General features: G+C 62.2%; 20 protein-coding genes. 8 read left to right on the top strand and 12 right to left on the bottom strand.

Annotation, left to right across the window (positions count from 1 at the left end):
* Positions 1 to 292: 292 nt before the first annotated feature.
* Positions 293 to 1,186 (top strand): RNA polymerase sigma factor RpoH, encoded by an 894-nt coding sequence (gene rpoH, locus VPH40_RS26450; protein WP_034784924.1) that lies wholly within the window; start codon positions 293 to 295, stop codon positions 1,184 to 1,186.
* Positions 1,187 to 1,276: 90 nt separating this feature from the next.
* On the opposite strand, the gene VPH40_RS26445 is transcribed toward rpoH, so the two are convergent.
* On the bottom strand, positions 1,277 to 1,543 hold the full coding sequence (locus VPH40_RS26445; RefSeq protein WP_077399791.1) for a hypothetical protein: 267 nt from the start codon (positions 1,541 to 1,543) through the stop codon (positions 1,277 to 1,279).
* Positions 1,544 to 1,721: 178 nt separating this feature from the next.
* Here VPH40_RS26445 and VPH40_RS26440 point away from each other — a divergent pair, with 178 nt between their 5' ends.
* Complete coding sequence (locus VPH40_RS26440; RefSeq protein ID WP_099665446.1) at positions 1,722 to 2,174, top strand: hypothetical protein; 453 nt, start codon at positions 1,722 to 1,724, stop codon at positions 2,172 to 2,174.
* A gap of 3 nt (positions 2,175 to 2,177) precedes the next feature.
* Here the strand turns inward: VPH40_RS26440 and VPH40_RS26435 are convergent, their stop codons facing one another.
* Together VPH40_RS26435 and VPH40_RS26430 are read right to left on the bottom strand one after the other, a co-directional pair.
* Complete coding sequence (locus tag VPH40_RS26435; protein WP_289900380.1) at positions 2,178 to 2,525, bottom strand: antibiotic biosynthesis monooxygenase family protein; 348 nt, start codon at positions 2,523 to 2,525, stop codon at positions 2,178 to 2,180.
* Complete coding sequence (locus VPH40_RS26430) at positions 2,522 to 3,649, bottom strand: cytochrome P450 (protein WP_328574915.1); 1,128 nt, start codon at positions 3,647 to 3,649, stop codon at positions 2,522 to 2,524. The genes VPH40_RS26435 and VPH40_RS26430 overlap by 4 nt, the downstream gene beginning before the upstream one ends.
* Before the next feature lie 76 nt (positions 3,650 to 3,725).
* Between VPH40_RS26430 and VPH40_RS26425 the strand changes: the two genes are divergently transcribed.
* The 3 genes from VPH40_RS26425 (at position 3,726) to VPH40_RS26415 (ending at position 7,312) form a co-directional block, all read left to right on the top strand.
* Positions 3,726 to 4,424: an ArsR/SmtB family transcription factor gene (locus VPH40_RS26425; RefSeq protein ID WP_251351060.1), complete on the top strand. Its 699-nt coding sequence runs from the start codon at positions 3,726 to 3,728 to the stop codon at positions 4,422 to 4,424.
* 139 nt (positions 4,425 to 4,563) lie between these two features.
* Positions 4,564 to 5,418 carry a DUF3667 domain-containing protein gene (locus VPH40_RS26420; protein ID WP_328574939.1) on the top strand — a complete coding sequence of 285 codons (855 nt, stop codon included), beginning with the start codon at positions 4,564 to 4,566 and terminating at the stop codon, positions 5,416 to 5,418.
* 241 nt (positions 5,419 to 5,659) lie between these two features.
* Positions 5,660 to 7,312 carry a patatin-like phospholipase family protein gene (locus VPH40_RS26415; RefSeq protein ID WP_099665450.1) on the top strand — a complete coding sequence of 551 codons (1,653 nt, stop codon included), beginning with the start codon at positions 5,660 to 5,662 and terminating at the stop codon, positions 7,310 to 7,312.
* A gap of 70 nt (positions 7,313 to 7,382) precedes the next feature.
* Here VPH40_RS26415 and VPH40_RS26410 read toward each other — a convergent pair whose 3' ends face one another.
* The 5 genes from VPH40_RS26410 to VPH40_RS26390 form a co-directional block, all read right to left on the bottom strand.
* Positions 7,383 to 7,601: a hypothetical protein gene (locus VPH40_RS26410; protein WP_034784905.1), complete on the bottom strand. Its 219-nt coding sequence runs from the start codon at positions 7,599 to 7,601 to the stop codon at positions 7,383 to 7,385.
* Positions 7,602 to 7,804: 203 nt separating this feature from the next.
* Positions 7,805 to 8,386 carry a TerD family protein gene (locus VPH40_RS26405; protein WP_099665451.1) on the bottom strand — a complete coding sequence of 194 codons (582 nt, stop codon included), beginning with the start codon at positions 8,384 to 8,386 and terminating at the stop codon, positions 7,805 to 7,807.
* 34 nt (positions 8,387 to 8,420) lie between these two features.
* Positions 8,421 to 9,116 (bottom strand): TIGR00266 family protein, encoded by a 696-nt coding sequence (locus tag VPH40_RS26400; RefSeq protein ID WP_251351058.1) that lies wholly within the window; start codon positions 9,114 to 9,116, stop codon positions 8,421 to 8,423.
* A 195-nt stretch (positions 9,117 to 9,311) separates the two neighbouring features.
* The gene (locus VPH40_RS26395; RefSeq protein ID WP_070222543.1) at positions 9,312 to 9,887 is read right to left on the bottom strand and encodes a TerD family protein; all 576 of its coding nucleotides are present in this window, start codon (positions 9,885 to 9,887) and stop codon (positions 9,312 to 9,314) included.
* 131 nt (positions 9,888 to 10,018) lie between these two features.
* On the bottom strand, positions 10,019 to 11,092 hold the full coding sequence (locus VPH40_RS26390; RefSeq protein ID WP_076568380.1) for a DUF475 domain-containing protein: 1,074 nt from the start codon (positions 11,090 to 11,092) through the stop codon (positions 10,019 to 10,021).
* Positions 11,093 to 11,209: 117 nt separating this feature from the next.
* On the opposite strand from VPH40_RS26390, the gene nhaR reads away from it, so the two are divergent.
* From nhaR to VPH40_RS26375, 3 genes are all read left to right on the top strand, one after another.
* Positions 11,210 to 12,124, top strand: a complete 915-nt coding sequence (nhaR, locus tag VPH40_RS26385; RefSeq protein ID WP_099665453.1) for a transcriptional activator NhaR — start codon at positions 11,210 to 11,212, stop codon at positions 12,122 to 12,124.
* Between the two features lie 123 nt (positions 12,125 to 12,247).
* Positions 12,248 to 13,582, top strand: coding sequence for an MFS transporter (locus VPH40_RS26380; protein ID WP_305054604.1), 1,335 nt, complete (start codon positions 12,248 to 12,250; stop codon positions 13,580 to 13,582).
* 120 nt (positions 13,583 to 13,702) lie between these two features.
* Positions 13,703 to 15,043, top strand: a complete 1,341-nt coding sequence (locus VPH40_RS26375; RefSeq protein WP_099668233.1) for a hemolysin family protein — start codon at positions 13,703 to 13,705, stop codon at positions 15,041 to 15,043.
* Here the strand turns inward: VPH40_RS26375 and VPH40_RS26370 are convergent.
* The 4 genes from VPH40_RS26370 to VPH40_RS26355 are packed head-to-tail and all read right to left on the bottom strand — an operon-like array spanning position 15,040 to position 18,827.
* Positions 15,040 to 16,119 carry an AI-2E family transporter gene (locus tag VPH40_RS26370; RefSeq protein ID WP_099665455.1) on the bottom strand — a complete coding sequence of 360 codons (1,080 nt, stop codon included), beginning with the start codon at positions 16,117 to 16,119 and terminating at the stop codon, positions 15,040 to 15,042. The two genes, VPH40_RS26375 and VPH40_RS26370, sit on opposite strands and share 4 nt — an antisense overlap.
* Positions 16,120 to 16,161: 42 nt before the next feature.
* Entirely contained in the window at positions 16,162 to 16,755 is a 594-nt protein-coding gene (locus VPH40_RS26365; protein ID WP_328574914.1) for an SCO family protein, read from the bottom strand.
* Positions 16,752 to 17,651, bottom strand: coding sequence for a heme o synthase (cyoE, locus tag VPH40_RS26360; RefSeq protein WP_070258805.1), 900 nt, complete (start codon positions 17,649 to 17,651; stop codon positions 16,752 to 16,754). Before cyoE ends, VPH40_RS26365 begins: the two co-directional genes overlap by 4 nt.
* Positions 17,652 to 18,827, bottom strand: a complete 1,176-nt coding sequence (locus VPH40_RS26355; RefSeq protein ID WP_099668234.1) for a COX15/CtaA family protein — start codon at positions 18,825 to 18,827, stop codon at positions 17,652 to 17,654. It abuts the gene before it with no gap.
* Positions 18,828 to 18,831 lie beyond the last annotated feature (4 nt).

Raw genomic sequence — 18,831 nt, 5'->3', positions numbered from 1 at the left:
GTGAAGCGGCCTGTAGTGCTGTTCAGATCGCTATTCAGACATATTTATCAGGCATTCATTCGCCATAGCATTTAGGCTATCAGATCGATTAAATGTGCTGATTGGCACTCTCAAGCAGAGAGTGCTAATATAGGGACATACCAACAGCAGAACCGCCATGGACGCCAGATCAAGATGGTGCCGCGATCTGCAAAGTGCAAGACCGAATACGCAAAAACGACGATACAAGCTGCCACGTCGCGTGACGTGGCCAACTGGAACAAAGCAAGACTACGAGGGAGAAAACATGACTATGATGTCCGCAACGTCCGCATTGGTTCCGACCAAAAGTAATGCGCTGGGCCTCGGGTTCACTGGCAATCTGGGCAATATCGACGCCTATATTTCGGCCGTGAACCGCCTGCCCATGTTGACCCACGACGAAGAAATTTCGCTGGCGACACGCCTGCGCGAAAAAAATGACCTGGCCGCCGCGCAAGAACTGGTGCTGTCGCACCTGCGCCTGGTGGTCTCGATTGCCCGCGGCTACCTGGGCTATGGCTTGCCGCACGCCGACCTGATTCAGGAAGGCAATATCGGCTTGATGAAAGCCGTGAAACGTTTCGATCCGGACCAGGGCGTGCGCCTGGTGTCGTACGCCATGCATTGGGTGAAAGCCGAGATGCATGAGTACATCCTGAAAAACTGGCGCCTGGTCAAGGTCGCGACGACGAAGGCGCAGCGCAAGCTGTTCTTCAACCTGCGCAGCCACAAGACGGGCCTGGATGCGATGACGCCGAAGCAGATCGATGCGCTGGCCAAGCTGCTCGACGTGAAACGCGAAGAAGTGATCGAGATGGAAACGCGTTTGAGCGGCCGCGACATTGCTCTGGAATCGCCGACCGACGATGAAGACGACAAGTTTTCGCCGATCGCCTACCTGTCGTCGGAGCAAAGCGAGCCGACCAAGGTGCTGGAAGCGGAACAAGTGACGCGCCTGCAATCGGAAGGCCTGGAAACGGCCCTGTCCAAGCTGGACGCCCGTTCGCGCCGCATCATCGAAGCGCGCTGGCTGGCCAACGACGACGGTTCCGGCGCCACCCTGCACGCGCTGGCGGAAGAGTTCGGCGTATCGGCCGAGCGCATCCGCCAGATCGAAGTGGCGGCGCTGAAAAAAATGAAGGGCGCCCTGGCGGCCTACGTGTAATCGCCAGCAATGCCGCAATGTAAAAGGCGCCGCAAGGCGCCTTTTAGTTTTACTACTTGATGTTTATCAACAGATAAACATGGCAGCCCGTTAAGCTGCAGCCAGGCCCTTGCTGATCAATTCAGCAACGACTTCATTCAGATCCGCGCCGCGCTCCTTGGCCAGGGTCTGCAATTGCAAGACCAGATCGCTGTTCAGCTTGACGGCGAATGGCACCAGGCCCAGGGCCTGGTCGCGCTTGCGCTGTTCGCGGCGGTCGACGACCACCGCTTCCTTACCGAATGCACCGGCGCCGGGAACATTCATCTTTCCCATCAGTTTCTTGGCATCGCTTTTGGCCAGGTCGGTTTTTTTCATGGTTGTTTCCTGATTTTCAAAACAGCCATTCTACGCAGTAATCGGCGCGCCGCGTGGCTCGCGCCTCAATTCATCGGCAGCACGCCAATAGTGCGCCGGAAAAATATCATTTTGTTACTATCATTTTATCCCACGCGTGAACAAGCACGCCGGGGACGCACCACCTGAAAGGAAAAACATGTCTACTCTGAACCGCTCTTACCGCACCGTGCTGCTTCCCCTGTTCTTCGCCTGCCTGGCCATGCTGGCGGGCTGCGGCGCGGCCGGCAGCGCCGGCGACGCGGAAAACACGCCGCGCAGCGTCACCCATGTGCTTTCGCCGGGCGAACAGGTGGCCATCACGGCCACCGATACCCTGAAACTCGAACGCGTCAACGACAGCCGCTGCCGCAAAGGCGCCGTGTGCGTGTGGAAAGGTTACGTCAGCTACAGTTTCAGTCTGCTCAACAGCGCGGGCGCGACCGACATCGTCCTGTCCGAGTCCATGCCCGGCGCCGCCAGTTCCGTCACCGTCAACCACCTGACGTTCACCTTGCTCGACGTCGACCCGGCCACGCCGCCGGCCCTGAATGCGGCCGAGCCCACCTACCGGGTCAAGGTGAAAATCACCCAGGGCGCGCTGCCCCGCTGATGGCTAGGCATCGTGGCGCCGCTGGCTGTCTTCGGGCGCCTGCTGCCGCTCCAGCATGCCGTAATCGCGCACGACGGCGGCAATGCGCAGCCGGTAATCGTCGAACACGCCGTGCCGGCCGGCCGATTGCGCCGCGCGGTGCGCTTCCAGCTGCCGCCACTGCGCCAGCGCCGCCTCGTCGCGAAAGAACGATAGCGAGAGCAGTTTTCCTGGCTCGCTCAGGCTGCTGAAGCGCTCGATGGAAATGAAACCGTCCACTTCATCGAGCAGGGGCCGCAGGGACGCCGCCAGGTCCAGGTACTGCTGGCGTCCTGCGGCGCTGGGCCAGACCTCGAAAATCACGGCAATCATGCGTTTTCTCCTTGCGCAAACACGGGGATGCGGGCGTTCAGCGACGGCAGATAACGCCACGCCAGCGGCAAGCTTTCCAATGCCCCGGCCCACGCCTGCAGGCAGGCCGTGGCGATGGCGAGCGCGATGGCCTGGCCCGGGCAGGCGTGGCGGCCATGGCCGAAGCCCGACTCCGCCTGGCCGGCGCTGGCCAGCACGACGAGGATCATCTGCCCGGCCGGCACGCGTACGCCATTGCACTCCGCGTCTTCCGCCGTGTAGCGGCGCGTGTTGTGGATGGCGGGATCGCGCAGGCTGACTTCGCGCAGCATGGCCGGCCACAGCTCGGGCGCGGCACTCAATTGCGTGGGCAACTCCGGCTGCGCGCGCAAGGCCACGATGGCATTGCCCAGCAAGCCGGCCGTGGCGTCGCACGTCTGCGACAGCAAGCCCACGAGGTTAGCCAGCACGCCGCCCGACGCTTGCCAACCCAAGGCATCCGCCTCGGCCACGATGGCGGCCAGCATGCTGCCGGGCCTCACGTCGCCCTCGCGCAGCAGACGGCCAAAACTTTGCAGCAAGGCCTCGGCCGCCACTTGCGCGCCGGCCAGTTGCTCGGCATTGCTCAGCGGCGACAGGCAGGCGACAAACGAGCGCGTCCAGGCGGCCAGCGCCGGCCATTGCGCTGGCGCAAAGCCCAGCAAGTCCGCCATGGCGAACAGGGGCAGCTCAAAAACCGCGTCGTTCAGCTGGACGGCGCTGCCGGGCACCCGGTCGCCGGCAAGGTGCAGCGCCCGCCCCTGCAAGCGCGCCATATCCACCTGGCCCAGCGCGCGCGCCAGCACCTGTTTCGGCAAGGCATGCCGTTCGCCATCGTTCATACGCACCAGTTCGGCAAAGATCGCGCCGCACGGCGTGCCCGCCAGGTTGTGCGGCACGCCCAGGTCCGCTGGCCGCACGCGGCAGGCGGGATGCGCCAGCACGGCGCGCACGCCGTCCGCGCCCGTCGCCAGCCAGCAGTCGAGCTGCGCATCGAATCGCAGCGGCGGGCCGTCCGCCAGGCGGCGATAGTAATCGTACGGCGCCGCGTGGGTGACGGCAGAGAAAGGGTCCACGGGGTCGGTAACAGAATCGGTGAGCGGCATGCGGCTTCCATTGCAGTGAGGTAGGGAGCAGAGTATGCTGGCCCTTCCACCACAACACTTCGCTAACGAACGAATCATGGATGACAAGCATCAAGCCCGCACGGCCGACATGGGGCTGGCGCAACTGGCCGGCGCCATCGCCGAACCGGCCCGCGCGCGCATGCTGTGCAGCCTGCTCGACGGCCATGCGCGCACGGCCACGGAATTGGCGGCGCTGGCCGAGGTGGGCGCTTCGACGGCCAGCGCGCATCTGAGCCGGCTGCGCGACGATGGCTTGCTGTCGATGCTGGCGCAGGGCAAGCACCGCTACTACCGCCTGGCCAGCATGGAGGTGGGCCAGGCCCTCGAAGCGCTGCTGGTGGTGGCCGGCGTGGCGGCGACGCCGTTTACGCCCACCACGCCAGACCGCCTGCGCCATGCACGCACCTGCTACGACCACATGGCCGGCACGGTAGCCGTCGCCCTGCATGACCAGCTGCACACGCAAGGCTGGCTGCTGGACGATGGCGGGGAATATCGTTTGTCGGAAGCGGGCGCGGCTGGCATGGCGGCCTTGGGCATCGACGTGCCGCAATTGCAGCGCCAGCGCCGCCGCTTCGCCTGTGCCTGCCTGGACTGGAGCGAACGGCGCGCCCACCTGGGCGGCGCGCTGGGGGCGGCCCTGCTGCAGTTGGCCCTGCGCCAGCGCTGGGCCGAGCGCGAACTCGACAGCCGCGCCCTGCGCCTCACGCCGGCCGGTGAACAACGCCTGCTGGCCGCCTTCCGTGGCGCCTGACCGGCGCAGGATTTTGTATCTCGGAAGCAACTAGAACGCGAAAAAATGCGCTTTTATCATTTTTTTCCTTCATCATATGCTGCGCCCTTGAGCGATCATCTTTACCTTTCGGCCATGGAAAGAGTCCATCTTGAAAACAGTGTCATCCAGCACGCATCCCGCCAGCACCTGCCATAACTGCCATACCGATGCGCCAGGCAACTTCTGCAGCGCCTGTGGCCAGACAACGGCCGTGCACATGCCCAGCGCGCGCGAATTCCTGCATGAATTTGTCGCCCATTATGTGGCGCTCGAAGGCAAGCTCTGGCGTACCTTGGCCCTGCTGCTGTTCCGCCCTGGCGCACTCAGCAACGAATACCTCGCGGGACGCCGCGTGCGCTACGTCGAACCGCTGCGCGTCTACCTGACCTTCAGCATCCTGTTCTTTGCCATCCTCAAGTTCAGCAGTCCCGACGTGTTCCTCACCGTCCACGACCAGCAAGCCCAGGTAGGCGCCCATGGCCCCCGCCAAGCTCCGGAAAACCAGACATCGACCATGCAGGTCAGCATTTTGGGCCAGACGCCCACCCTGCCGCGCCAATGGCAAGACTTTGAGCAACTGCCCACGACCGAGAAACAAAAACTCGTGGTGGAAAGCTTTTTCCATTACGCGCCGTACGCCATGTTTTGCCTGATGCCGCTGTTCGCCCTGTTCCTAAAAATCCTCTACCTGGGCAGCGGACGGCGCTATGGCGAGCATTTCCTGTTCGCCCTGCATACGAATGCCTTCGCCTTCATCACGATGGCGCTGATGCTCCTCATCCCCGTCGACCTGGTCCGCCTCGTGCTCGGCGCCTGGCTGCTGGCCTACCTGCCCTGGGCCATGTGGCGCGTGTATCCAAGCGGCAAACTCGCCACCGTCTGCCGCTGGCTGCTGCTGATGGTCGCCTACAGCCTCGCCATGAGCCTGGCGATCGTGGCCTGCATCGCCATCGGCGTGATGTTGCGGCATTAAGTTACGCCACCAAGAGGCGCTCCGGCGGTCCTGCTGCCAGCGGACGCTCCACCATTGATGCAGATCAATGACGATGGCTTGTGGCCGCTGGCTCTGGGCGTGCTGGCGCACGGGCCATGCCTGGGCGCGCAGCAGCGCTGCCCTGCCCGCTTATCAGCTGAATAGCTGATTGTTGCCGGGTTTGCTAGAATCGCACACGTTTCCGTCCGTATCCCAACCCCTGACTACGCACAGATCACGCATGCATCCACGTTTGTTCGCCCCATTTATCCTCGTTGCGCTGCTGAGCGGCTGCACGGTACTCGCCCTGCGCCCCAACAGCGGCGTCGAAAACCGCACGTTTACCGTGCAGGAAACCCCGCGCCTGCGCATCGACGCGCCCAAGGCGCGCATCCAGAATCCCATGCCCAACGACCACTTCATCGGCATCGCCCTGTCCGGCGGAGGCAGCCGCGCAGCCAATTTCTCGGCCGCCTCGCTGGAACAGCTGGAGCAGTTCGGCCTCGTCAGCGGCGCCTCGGCCATTTCCGGCGTCTCGGGCGGCGCCATCGCGGGCGGCTACTATGCGCTGCATGGCAAGCAGACGGACTGGCCCTTGCTGCGCAGCAAGCTGAAAACGGATTTCTTTGGCCAAACCATCTTGAAACCCGCCAACCTGACGACGATGTTGTTGACGAACAAGACGCGCACCTCGTTCCTGTCCGACGTGCTGGATGATGTGCTGTACGACAAGAAAACCTACCAGGACTTGCCGCACGGCGGCCCCATCTTCCTGGCCAACGCGACGGACGCCACGGATGGCGGCAAGCGCGTGGTGTTTTCCTACGAGTATTTCTACAGCACCCTGCATTCGCCGATCCAGGATATCCGCCTGGCCACGGCCGTGGCCACCTCGGCCGCCTTTCCCGGCGTGTTCGATTCCGTCACCTTCGAGCGTTTCCGTCCGAAAAACAGTTTCGTGCCGGAACTCGGTTCCGAGTCGCGCGAATCGCCGTCCTACGTGCACCTGTTCGATGGCGGCGCGGCCGACAACCTGGGCGTGGAAACCCTGTGGGACGTGGCCCTGACGCAACTGTACGGCAACGACATGGCCGTCGTGCCGCCGCGCCTGAACAGCAAGCCCTTCATCCTCATTTCCATCGATGCCAACGCACCCAATTCCAGCGCCGTGTTTGAAAAGATGTCGGACGAGCGCCAGCCGCTGGACCGCATCTTCAACAAGAATATCTACGATGCCGTCGACGCCCTGTTTTCGCGCCAGCGCAAGGAAAACCTCGTCAAGATGGGCTTTGGCCAAGCCCGCTTCGATACCATCACGCATGAAAACTTTGGCGACCTGAGCCAGAAATTCGTCAAGAGCAAGCGCACCTCGGCCTTTGCCATCCCCGTGCTGTGCCGCCCCCACCTGGGCCAGTACCGCTGCGAAGTCGATGCGGCCGATCCCTTGCCGGGCCAGATCCGCACGCGGCTGGAAGGCTTTGCCTGGCACATTTCCATCGATCAAATTGCCTCGCTGGCGCTGCGCCTGGCCAGCGAAGACGTGCACGTCGACAGTGCCCGCAAGGAAGAACGCGCCGCCCTCGTCAAGCTGCAACGGCTGGCCACGCAGACGAAAACCCATCTGAAGCTGACGGGCCCGGAAAATTGCAGCCCGGAAGTGTTGCAATCGGCCCTGTACAGCGCCGCGCGCGTGCTGATCCTCGACGACGAGGAATCGCGCTTCGCCCTGTGCGACTACATGCTGGCGGGCCAGCTGATCAATGACGACACCGTCTGCAAGCAGCGCTATGTCCACGCCGTGCCCCGCTTCGCCATCGAAAGCGAAGATTTGCAGTACCGCAACCTGAGTTCGGACGGCAATTCCGTGAACGTGCCGATCCGCTGCAAGAAGTGAGCGCGCACAAAAAAGCCCGCACGATCGCTCGTGCGGGCCTTAGCGCAAGGATACCTGGCGCCCGGTTGATTTAGATCAACCGACTACGCCTGCGCATGTAGCTGCGGCTTAACGCGCCTTCCAGTTCCTGCTCCGTCTTATGCTGGTTCACCGTGTACAGGGCCCACAGGGCCGCCGGCGCCCAGCCGATCACAGTGCACTGCAAGATCAAGGCGGCGGCACCGGCCAGCGGGCGCCCCAGCATGAAAAACGTGAGACACGGAAGTAGCAAGGCTATCAGCAATCGCATCACGACATACTCTCCTAAATATAGAGCAGCGGACAAGGGCCGGTATCCGGTCCGTCCCCCGCCCGCTGCGTACTGCTCCTTAATAAAGTCTGGCAAAATCGTCGCGAGCGAATGCGAGTTGCGGCCGAGAAGCGCAGCTGTGCGAATGCACAGTGAGCATCACAGGCCGCAAATCGCGGCGCGCAGCAGATTTGGCCAGACCTTTATAGATGCACGGAAATCTGGGGCATTAAGTCGTCAAAGGTGCGACCGTTGCCGTTTTCTCCGATGGCGTGCATCTTCCATTCGCCGTTATGGCGGTACAGCTTGGCCATGATCTGTGCCGTGTGGGAACCTTGCACAGACAGGTTGAAACGCGCGACTTCCTGGTTATTGCTGGCATTCAAGATGCGGCAATAGGCGTTTTCCACCTGCGAGAAGTTCTGGCCAGTAAAGCTGTTGACGGTGAAGACGAGGCTCTTCACGTGCGCCGGCACTTTCGACAGATCGACATTGATCTGTTCGTCGTCGCCATCGCCCGCGCCCGTGCGGTTGTCGCCCGTGTGGACGATGCTGCCGTCCTTGCTTTTCAGCTGGCGGAACCAGACGATGTCGGACGTGCTCTTGTTGTCGTCGAACATGACGCACGAAGCGTCCAGGTCGACGGCTTCCGTCTTCGAACCGAAACCGAGGAAACCCTTGGTCTTGGCCGCATCCCAGCCCAGGCCCATGGTGATACGGGTCAGGGTGGTACCAGCTTCTTTGTCCAGAGAAATCTTCTGGCCCTTGCTCAAATTGACAGACATACGCATAGCTCCTGTTTGGTTGATTACTGCTTGATTACGCCGGCTTGCTTTGGGTCCAGGCGAGGAAGGCTGCGCGGTTGCGCGAACACACGAGGATTTTTCCCGTGCCTGAAAACTTCAGTACCATGCCCTCGCCGCTGGTCTGGCTATTGATCAGGTTACCCAGAAAGCCGCCGCTGCTGCCGGTCGTCATGGAAATTTCGTATTGCAGGCGGTTGTCCCAGCACACGACATGCGAGTTATCGATCACCACGTCCTTGCCAGGCGTCACTTCGAGTATCGACATCGCGCCAAAACCGGATACCGCCAACTGGCCGCTGCCTGCCGTCTCGGTGATGAAAAAACCACCGCTCTGGGCAAACAGCGCATTGCCAAGGCTTTGCGTGCGCACCTTCAATTCCACGCCAGACGTGGCCGCCACGAAGGCGCCGTCGCTGATCATGTATTGCTGGGCGCCAACCTCGAGCACCCGCATCGCGCCGGGCAAGGTGGGCGACAGCAGACAATCGCCGTCGCCCCGCATGGCCTCGATATGCTGCTGAAAGAACGATTCCCCGTTGGCAAAGGTGCGCATCAGCGCGGCGCCTATGCCGCCCGTCATCTTGCCTTTCAGCTCAAGATTGGTTTCCATCATCACCATCGCATTGGATTCGCAATAAATCTTCTCGCCCTTGGCAAGCGACACATGCAGGAACGGGTCGACGTCCCCGGTAATATTAAAAACTGGCATCTGACTGTTCCTTCCTCAACGATGATGGTGATGGCGGCGGTCTACATAGTGAACCACCCTTAATGCAGCGTAACGGTACCGCACAAAACCGTAGCGAGCGGATGTGATTTGTGGCTGAGAAGCGCAACCGTACTTTAGTACGGTGAGCATCGCCGGCCGCAAAGCGCACCGCGCAGTAGGTTTGGTGTGGTTACCTTACACGCCGACGCCGAACGAGGCAGCCAGAGGACCTAAACCGCCCTTGTAACCCTGTCCGATGGCCTTGAATTTCCAATCGCCGCCATTGCGGTAGATTTCGCCGAAGACCATGGCCGTTTCCGCCGAACCGTCTTCCGACAGGTCGAAGCGGGCGATTTCCGTGTTGCCGTTGGCATTCACGCAACGCACGTACGCCTTCGATACCATACCAAAGTTTTGCTTGCGCGCTTCGGCATCGTGAATCGTGACGCAGACGGCGATCTTGTCGATCTCCGCTGGCACCGTGGCCAGGTCGACGACGACGGTTTCATCGTCGCCATCGCCGGCGCCGGTGGTGTTGTCGCCCGAGTGGGTGACGGAGCCGTCGCTCGATTTCAGGTTGTTGTAGAAAATCATGTCGACGTCGGCGCGAACCTTGCCGTCGGCCTTTAGCAGGAACACGGAACCGTCGATGTCGAACGCGGCGCCGTCGGTGGCGCGGGCATCCCAGCCCAGGCCGATGATCATCTTCGAAATGCCAGGGGCTTCCTTGCTCAGGTTGACGTTGCCGCCTTTTTGCAAACTGATTGCCATGATGTATTACTCCTATGTGGGTTGTGTAAGACCAAACACCTGGCGTCCTCCACCGGCCTGACTCCCCAGGCCGGCGGCGACGCTTGCTACAACTTGCCGACAAACGGGTGTAGTCGTTTGTCGCGCATTCTTTACACTGCCTTGACCGCTTCCAGCGCTTCCGTCCGGCCTTCTTCGAGGGCCATCCTGCGCTTGTAGCGGATCGACGACCACAGCGAGGCGAGGATGAAGGCCACGCCGATCAGACCCGTGAAGATCTCGGGAATGTGGAACTTCATGCTGACCAACATGATCACGGCCAGGATACCGATCGCATAGTGCGCGCCGTGCTCCAGATAAACGAACTCGTCGAGCGTGCCCTTGCGCACCAGGAACACCGTCATCGAACGCACAAACATCGCGCCGATCGCCAGGCCCAGCATGATGATCACGACATCCTTGGTGATGGCAAACGCGCCGATCACGCCGTCAAAGCTGAACGAGGCGTCGAGCACTTCCAGGTACAGGAAGCCGCCAATACCGCCGCGCTTGACGATGTCGCCCACGTTGCCGTCGCCGTTATCGCCTTCCAGCAAGCCGCTGACCACATCGACGCCCACGTAGGTCAGGATGCCCCACAGGCCGGCCGTCAGCACCACCAGTTTCTGGCCTTCTTCGATCATCGACAGGCTCGCCATCAGGGTGCCCAGCGCGATCATCACGGAAATCGACGAAATCTTGCCCAGCGCGCCCAGTTTTTCTTCAATACGGCCCAGCCAGTGCGTTTCTTTCTCCGAGTCCAGCAGGAAGTTCAGGAACACCAGCAGCAGGAAGATGCCGCCGAAGGCCGCCACTTCCGCATGGTGATTCGTCAGGTGCATCGAGTACTGTTCAGGATTGCTCAGTGCCAGATTCCATACTTCCATCAAGCCCAGGTCCGCCGCTTGCGCCACGATGACCAGCGGGAACACCAGACGCATGCCAAAGACGGCGATGATGATGCCGACGCCCAGGAACAAGCCCTGCCAGAACTTGTCCCAGTTCTTCAGCACCGAGGCGTTGACCACCGCGTTGTCGAACGACAGCGAGACTTCCATCACGCCCAGGATCACCGCGATACCGAGCGCCGCCAGCATCGTCTGCACGCCGCCGTGCGTGTAACCCCACCAGGCGGAAATGCCCAGGCAGATAAATGTCACTAGAAATGACACTCTGAAATGTTTCATCGATAGTTCCCCTTTATCCAAATTCAATGGAACGTAGTATAGGGACGTGTGACACATTTAAAAATAGAAGATAATGGAAGTATTACTTCGTAAAAACAGAAGATAGAGGATGCAGCGATGAAAACCACCGGTTTCAATTACCGCCATTTGTACTTCTTTTGGGTGGTCGCCAAGGAAGGCGGCGTGACGCGCGCGGCTGAACGGCTGGGACTGGCCGTGCAAACCATCAGCACCCAGCTGGCCCTGCTGGAAAAGGAGCTGGGCAAGTCGCTGCTGCAGCCGCAGGGGCGGCGCCTGGTGCCGACGGAAGCGGGCCGGCTGGCGCTCGGCTACGCGGACCAGATTTTCCTGCTGGGCGAGCAGATGCAGGAAGCGCTGGCCGACACCGACGCGGAAAAGATGCGCCTGACGGTGGGCATTTCCGATTCCTTGCCGAAACTGATGGCGTACCGCATGCTCGACGCCACGCGCAGCCTGGACAAGCCCGTCAAGCTGGTGTGCCTGGAAGATGAATTCGAATCCTTGCTGGCCGACCTGGCCTTGCACAAGCTAGACCTGGTGTTGACGGACCGCGCCGTGCCGGCCGGCGCCAGCCTGCGCGTGTCCAGCCACCTGTGGGGCGAGAGCGCCATGAAGCTGTTCGGCATCCCCGCGCTGGCCGCCCAGTACCGCGACAATTTCCCGCACAGCCTGCACGGCGCCCCCTTTTTACTACCCGCGCGCAACAACGCCTTGCGCGGGCGCATCGACGAATGGATGGTGCAGCAAGGCGTGCGTCCCGACGTGGTCGGCGAATTCGAGGACAACGCCATGCTCAACGCGTTCGGCCGCAAGGGCCTGGGCCTGTTCTTCGCCTCCGCCAGCCTGGCGGCCGATATCGAAGAACAATTCGGCGCCGTGCTGGTGGGCGACGCCTCGTCCCTGCGCGAGCAGTTTTACGTCATTTCCAACGAGCGCAAGATCATGCATCCTGCCCTCGACGTCATCCTGGCGGCCATCCAGGGGCACCCGAAGATTCACAAGGAAATCTGATAAATCCATTCGAAAATAACGTTTGAATAATTAATCAAAAGCGATTGTAATGAAGCCTGAGACAAACACGCGCCCCTCCCTCGCCGGAAAGGCGCGACCACCATAAAAAACAGGAGCGGCACCATGTCCACGGCAGGCAAGACGATCGATATTCCCGATCTCATCAATAACAACAAGATCGGTTCCTTCCAGATCGGCATGCTGATCCTGTGCGGGCTGTGCGTCATCATGGATGGCTTCGACGTGCAGGCGATGGGCTATGTGGCGCCCGCCATCATTGCCGACTGGCACGTGAGCAAGGCCAACCTGGGGCCCGTGTTCGGCGCGGGCTTGCTGGGCATGCTGGTCGGCTCGCTCGTCTTCAGCATCACGGCCGACAAGTTCGGCCGCCGTCCCGTGCTGATCGGCTCGACCATCTTCTTTTCGCTGTGCATGCTCGTCACGCCGCTGGCCACCACCATCGAACAATTGCAGCTGATCCGCTTCATCACGGGCCTGGGCCTGGGCGCCGTGATGCCGAACGCCATGGCGCTGGCCGGCGAATACAGCCCCCTGCGCAAGAAAGTCACCCTGATGATGCTCGTCTCGTGCGGCTTTACCCTGGGCGCCGTGCTGGGCGGTTTATTGTCCGCCGCGCTGATTCCCGCGTTCGGCTGGCAATCCGTGTTTTACGTGGGCGGCGTGGTGCCGCTGGTGATCGGCGTGCTGATGTTCTTCCTGCTGCCGGAATCGATGCAATTCCTGGTATTGAAGAAACGCAAGCTGGATAAAGTCGCCAAGTGGCTCAAGCGCATCGACCCGACGGTCAGCATCACGGCCGAAACCCAGTATGTCGTGCATGAAAAGGAACACAAGGGCGCGCCCGTGCTGCAATTGTTTACGGGCGGCCGCGCGAAGATGACGATTTTGTTGTGGGTCATCAACTTCATGAACTTGCTGAACTTGTATTTCCTGTCGAACTGGCTGCCGACGATTGCCAAGGAAGCGGGACTGTCGACGGCCAACGCCGTGCTGGCCGGCACGGCCCTGCAAGTGGGCGGCACCATCGGCACCCTCGTCATGGGCCAGTTGATCGACCGCTCCAGCTTCCGCCGCATCCTGCTGCCGTGCTTCCTCGTCGCCGCCGTCGCCATCGCCCTGATCGGCCGCCCGGACGTGTCGCTGGCCTTCCTGTTCATCACGATCTTCATCGCCGGCTTTTGCGTGGTGGGTGGCCAGCCCGCCGTCAACGCCCTGGCGGCCAGCTACTATCCGACCACCCTGCGCTCGACGGGCATCGGCTGGAGCCTGGGCGTGGGCCGCATCGGCTCCATCATCGGCCCCGTGCTCGGTGGCGAGCTGATCCGCCTGAACTGGCCCAACAGCACGATTTTCCTCGTCGTCGCCATCCCGGCGGTGGTCTCGGCCGTCATGGTGTTTGCCATGCGCGGCGGGCCGCAAACGGCGGCCAAAGACTGAACAAGCGTGAAAAACCTGCCGCGCCCGCCCGCCCGCACGGGCGGCGAGCGCGGCTAAATTAGGCTATGGCGCCCTTCGTCGTTTAAGATGTCGTTTTTACAGCCCATCTTCAGCGCCCCCATGCACAATGTCTTGCTAGTCCTGCTCGCCCTCTTCCTGGTCGCGCTGAACGGTTTTTTTGTTGCCGCCGAGTTTGGCATCGTCACCTTGCGGCGCACGCGCATCCGCGCCATCGCCAAGACACAGGGGCTGCGGGGCCGCATCCTGGCCAAGGTGCATGGCCAGCTGGACGCCTACCTGTCCGCCTGCCAGCTGGGCATCACCCTCGCGTCGCTGGGCCTGGGCTGGGTCGGCGAACCGGCCTTTGCCGGCTTGCTCGAGCCCCTGTTCGGCGCCATCGGCGTCACCTCGCAAGAGCTGATCCACGGCGTGTCCTTCGTCGTCGCCTTCAGCGTAATTTCCTTCCTGCACATCGTCGTAGGCGAACTGGCGCCCAAATCGATGGCCATCCGCAACCCGGAAGCCGTCGGCCTGTGGAGCGCGATTCCCCTGTACGGCTTCTACTGGACCATGTACCCGGCCATCTACCTGCTCAACGCCAGCGCCAACTGGGTGCTGCGCCTGGCGGGCCTGTCCGGCAAGGGCGGCCACGACGCACATTATTCGTCCGAAGAACTGAAACTGATCCTGCGCACCAGCCAGCCGGGCGAGAAATTTACGCGCGACGAACGCAACATCCTGGCGCAGTCGCTTGATTTCGAACAAATGACGGTGTCGGACCTGATGCGCCCGATCAATGAAGTGATCGCCCTGCACGCTTCCAACACGCTGGAAGAGAACCTCGACACGGTGCTGCGCAACCGCTTCAGCCGCTACCCGTATTTCGACACGAATGAAGACGACGTGCTGGGCGTGGTGCACTTAAAGGACCTGTTCTTTGCCCAGCAGGCGGGTAAACCCATCACCTCGCTCACGCCCTTCCTGCGTCCCGTGGACGTCATTTCCGCGCGCACGCCGGCGCTGGAGCTGTTCCGCCGCTTTCGCGACGGCGCGCCCCACTTCGCCCTGATCGGCGAAAAGGGCAAGCGTCCGCTGGGGTTCATCACCCTGGATAACTTGCTCGGCGCCATGGTCGGCGAAATCCGCGATGAATTCCGCCGCAATGAAAACGACTGGCTCAAGCAAAGCGACGGCACCCTGATCGGCAAGGCCAGCCTGCCCATCTTTTCGCTCGAACGCATCCTCGGCATCGATATCGAAAACGAGGAACTGGGGCTGGACGACGTGGAATCGGTGGGCGGCTTGATCATGGTCAAGCTGGGAGATATTCCAAAGCAGGGCCAGCGCATCACCTTCGTCGACTTCGACATCGTCGTCAAGAAGATGAACGGGCCCCGCATCGTGCTGATCAAGGTGATCCCGAAACAGGAACGCGACCTCGATGCGGACTTGCGCGATTAATCTTTTTTCAAGGTAAGCGTATCTTTGCCCTGCGGCACGGTGGTTTCGCCCACCGTCCACGTTTGCAGCAAGCTGTACAGTACCGCCAGCAGGGTCGGGCCGATAAAGATGCCGACGAAGCCGAAGGCCAGCACGCCGCCCAGCACGCCCAGCAGCACCAGCAGGAACGGCAAGCTGCTGCCGCGGCTGATCAGCATGGGTTTGACCACGTTGTCCACGCCGCTGATCAGCAGCGCGCCCCACACCAGCATGAAGATGCCCCAGCCCGTCTGCCCGTCGGTAAACAGCCAGATGGCGGCGCCGCCCCAGATCAGGGGCGGGCCCACCGGGATCAGCGAAAAGATGAAGGTGGCCACGCCCAGCAGCGCCACGGCCGGCACGCCGGCGATCAGGAAACCCACCACGGCCACCAGCGCTTGCGCCAGCGCCGTGCCCAGCAAGCCGTACATGACGCCGCGCACGGTGCGGCTGATGGTCAGGCCCACGCCGGGCGCGCTGTCGCCGATGATGCGGCCGGCGCCCGTCATCAGGGCGCGGCTCAGCTGCTGGCCGTCGCGGTAGAGGAAGAAGCTGACGAACACGGCCAGGCTGGTCTGCGCCAGGCCCGTGCCCAGCAGGATGCCGCCGGAAGCGAGGAAGTGGCGCGCCGGTTCCAGCATGGTCTTACCCAAATTCAATAATTCCTCGCGGTCAGCCAGCAGGCGCTGCACATAGCCGTCGATGGTTTCGCCCACCACGGGAATGCTGGCCAGCCAGGCCGGCGGATGCAGGCCGCCCGATTCCAGCGCCGCGCGCAGCTGTTCATAGATGCGCGACACATTGTCGGCCAGGTTGTAGGTGACGAGGGCCAGCGGCAGCACGATGACCAGGATCAGGGACAGGGTCATGATGGCGGCGGCCCAGTTGCGCCGGCCTTTCAGGCGTTCGAGCAGGAGCAGATACAGGGGCCAGCTGGAAATGCCCACGCAGGCGGCAAACAGCATGGCGGCGAGGAAGGGCCGCAAGACGAAAAAGCAGCCGATCAACAAAAAGATGATGGCTGCCAGACGGGCGTGGGGCTCGAAACGTTTATCCATGTACTGCGTATCCTGAAGATGGCGCCCGGGGGCGCGACCAGGTCAGGATAGCAGAAGTTTAAGATCGTGCGCGATGACGGCCGGCTTTTCGCCGTGGCGCACGAACAGGCGGATCTTGCCTTCGCGGTCGAAGACATAGGTGCCGGCCGTGTGGTCGACCGTGTAGCTTTCGTCCGTCTCGCCCTCGACCTTGGCGTAATACACCTTGAATTCCTTGGCCACCTTGGCCGTCGCGGCCGCATCGCCATACAGGCCGACGAAACGCTTGTCGAAGGCGGGCACGTACTGCGCCAGCAATTGCTGCGTGTCGCGCTCGGGGTCGACGGTGACGAACAGCACTTGCACCTGCTCCGCCTGCGGACCCATTTCCTGCATCACCTGGGCCATGTCGGCCATGGTGGTGGGGCACACGTCCGGGCATTGCGTGTAGCCGAAGAACATCAGCACCAGCTTGCCCTTGTAGTCGGCCAGGGTGCGCGGGTGGCCCGTGTGGTCCGTCAGCGCGAACTCGCGCGCATAGCCGAGGCCCGTCACGTCCGTGTTCTTGAAGGCCAGCTTGGGCGCGGCGGGCTTGCCGCAGCCGGCCAGGACGGCGACGAGTGCGGCCGCCAGCAACAGTGTCAGGGTTTTTTTCATGTTCCGAGGGGAATGTAGTGGTCGACCAGCAAAGCCGCGAACAGCAAGGCCAGGTAGATGATGGAAAACGTAAAGGCCTTGCGCGCGATCAAGTCCGTGTAGTGGCGGTACATCTTCCACGCGTAATACAGGAAGCCGGCGTTGAGCACCACGGCCGAGGCCAGGTAGATCAGGCCGCTCATGCGCACGGCATACGGCAGCAAGGTGGTGGCGGCCAGCGCGATCGAGTACAGCCAGACGTGAAATTGCGTGAACTTCAAGCCGTGCGTGACGGGCAGCATGGGCAAGCCCGAGCGCGCGTAATCGTCGCGGCGGTACATGGCCAGCGCCCAGAAATGCGGCGGCGTCCAGACGAAAATGATCAGGACCAGCAGCCAGGCCTGCATCGGCACGTCGTTGGCGACGGCCGCCCAGCCCAGCGCGGGCGGCATGGCGCCGGACAGGCCGCCGATGACGATGTTTTGCGGCGTGGCGGGTTTGAGCACCATGGTATAGATCAAGGCATAGCCGACAAAGGTGACAAAAGTCAGCCACATGGTCAGCGGATTGACGAGGTGGTACAGGATTGCCATGCCCAGGCCGCCGATCACCAATGCGAACACGACCGTCTGTTTCACCGTGATGTCGCCCATGGCCATGGGGCGGCGCGCCGTGCGGGCCATGCGCGCGTCGATTTCGCGCTCGGCCAGGCAATTGACGGCAAACGCGGCGCCGGCCAGCAGCCAGATGCCGATGGTGCCGAACACCACCGCGTGCCAGTCGGGCAATTCCTCGCTGGCCAGGAACATGCCGATGACGGCGCAAAACACGGCCAGTTGCGTCACGCGGGGCTTGGTCAGCGCCCAATACTGGGCGATGCGGGGGGAGGGTTTACGGCTGATGGTCTGAGTAGTCATTTATGCGGTACGGGAAGGACTGGCTGGTGCCGAGGGCACTGGCGCGGCGGCGCAAGCGCGCTGAACATTGCGCGCGACATCGAGTTGGAATTTAGCCTTGTAGTTTAACATGGTCAGCAATAACACGAGCAGCGCCGCACCGCCGTTATGCATGACGGCAATCGACAGCGGCCAGCTCAGGTAGATGGTCGCCAGGCCCGTGGCCGCCTGCAGGGCCAGCACCAGCGCCACCCAGCGGGCCGTGCCGCGCAAGGACGGCAGTTTCCACGCGCGAAACACGGTATAGCCGATGCCGGCCAGCACGATGAAGGCGAAATTGCGGTGCACCCAGTGGATGGCCGTCAGCGCGGAAAACGGCAAGTAATGGCCGGCGGCCGTCTTGCCCAGCTCGCGCCACAGATGGAAACCATGCTCGAAATCCATCTCCGGAATCACCTTGCCGCCGCACAGGGGGAAATCCGTGCACGCCAGGGTGGCGTAGTTGGTGCTCACCCAGCCGCCCAGCGCGATCTGTACCGTCAACAGCACGAGCGACATGACGGCCAGCGCGCGCACGGGGCGCAGCACGGACGCGTCCGCATCGGCCCGCTTGATAGGCGCCACGGCATGGTCCTGGCGTCCGCCCAGCCACGTCAGCATGGCCAGCAAGCCCATGCCCAGCAGCAAGTGGATGGTGACGATCACCGGCTGCAGCTTCAAGGTGACGGTCCACGCGCCGAACGCGCCCTGCAGACAGACGAACAGGAACAGCGCCGTCGGCAGCGCGGGAGCGAATTCCTGCCGCTTGCTTTTCTTCCACTGGCGCCACGCCTGCACCATCATCGCCACGATCAGCACGCCAATGGCCATGGCCAGGTAGCGGTGCGTCATTTCGATCCACGCTTTCACGACCGTCACGGGGCCCGTCGGCATCAGGGTTTCCGCCGCCACGATGTGCTCGTGCGCGAGGAAAGGATTAGCAGAACCATAACAGCCAGGCCAGTCAGGGCAACCGAGGCCGGAATCGGACAGGCGCGTAAAACCGCCAAACATGATCAGGTCGACCGTCAGGAAGACGGCGATCCATACGAGCTTGCGGTACTTATTGGCGTCCGCGGACACCCAGACCATGGTCAGCGGCAGCAGCGCCACCAGCAGACCGGTCAAGCCCAGCTGGGCCAGCGCGGAGAGATGCATCGTC

Source organism: Janthinobacterium sp. P210005 (assembly GCF_036231865.1).
Lineage (GTDB): Bacteria > Pseudomonadota > Gammaproteobacteria > Burkholderiales > Burkholderiaceae_D > Janthinobacterium > Janthinobacterium kumbetense.
The sequence above is the reverse complement of the archived record's forward strand: the minus strand, read 5'-3'. Positions and strand labels throughout refer to the sequence as shown.

Coding starts and splice junctions, on each gene's coding strand:
- rpoH (WP_034784924.1), top strand. CDS start 293: ATGATGTCCGCAACGTCCGCATTGGTTCCGACCAAAAGTAATGCGCTG.
- VPH40_RS26365 (WP_328574914.1), bottom strand. CDS start 16,755: ATGAAAAAAACCCTGACACTGTTGCTGGCGGCCGCACTCGTCGCCGTC.
- VPH40_RS26395 (WP_070222543.1), bottom strand. CDS start 9,887: ATGGCAATCAGTTTGCAAAAAGGCGGCAACGTCAACCTGAGCAAGGAA.
- nhaR (WP_099665453.1), top strand. CDS start 11,210: ATGAAAACCACCGGTTTCAATTACCGCCATTTGTACTTCTTTTGGGTG.
- VPH40_RS26380 (WP_305054604.1), top strand. CDS start 12,248: ATGTCCACGGCAGGCAAGACGATCGATATTCCCGATCTCATCAATAAC.
- VPH40_RS26410 (WP_034784905.1), bottom strand. CDS start 7,601: ATGCGATTGCTGATAGCCTTGCTACTTCCGTGTCTCACGTTTTTCATG.
- VPH40_RS26375 (WP_099668233.1), top strand. CDS start 13,703: ATGCACAATGTCTTGCTAGTCCTGCTCGCCCTCTTCCTGGTCGCGCTG.
- VPH40_RS26400 (WP_251351058.1), bottom strand. CDS start 9,116: ATGCCAGTTTTTAATATTACCGGGGACGTCGACCCGTTCCTGCATGTG.
- VPH40_RS26430 (WP_328574915.1), bottom strand. CDS start 3,649: ATGCCGCTCACCGATTCTGTTACCGACCCCGTGGACCCTTTCTCTGCC.
- VPH40_RS26390 (WP_076568380.1), bottom strand. CDS start 11,092: ATGAAACATTTCAGAGTGTCATTTCTAGTGACATTTATCTGCCTGGGC.
- cyoE (WP_070258805.1), bottom strand. CDS start 17,651: ATGACTACTCAGACCATCAGCCGTAAACCCTCCCCCCGCATCGCCCAG.
- VPH40_RS26405 (WP_099665451.1), bottom strand. CDS start 8,386: ATGTCTGTCAATTTGAGCAAGGGCCAGAAGATTTCTCTGGACAAAGAA.
- VPH40_RS26435 (WP_289900380.1), bottom strand. CDS start 2,525: ATGATTGCCGTGATTTTCGAGGTCTGGCCCAGCGCCGCAGGACGCCAG.
- VPH40_RS26425 (WP_251351060.1), top strand. CDS start 3,726: ATGGATGACAAGCATCAAGCCCGCACGGCCGACATGGGGCTGGCGCAA.
- VPH40_RS26355 (WP_099668234.1), bottom strand. CDS start 18,827: ATGCATCTCTCCGCGCTGGCCCAGCTGGGCTTGACCGGTCTGCTGGTG.
- VPH40_RS26415 (WP_099665450.1), top strand. CDS start 5,660: ATGCATCCACGTTTGTTCGCCCCATTTATCCTCGTTGCGCTGCTGAGC.
- VPH40_RS26440 (WP_099665446.1), top strand. CDS start 1,722: ATGTCTACTCTGAACCGCTCTTACCGCACCGTGCTGCTTCCCCTGTTC.
- VPH40_RS26445 (WP_077399791.1), bottom strand. CDS start 1,543: ATGAAAAAAACCGACCTGGCCAAAAGCGATGCCAAGAAACTGATGGGA.
- VPH40_RS26370 (WP_099665455.1), bottom strand. CDS start 16,119: ATGGATAAACGTTTCGAGCCCCACGCCCGTCTGGCAGCCATCATCTTT.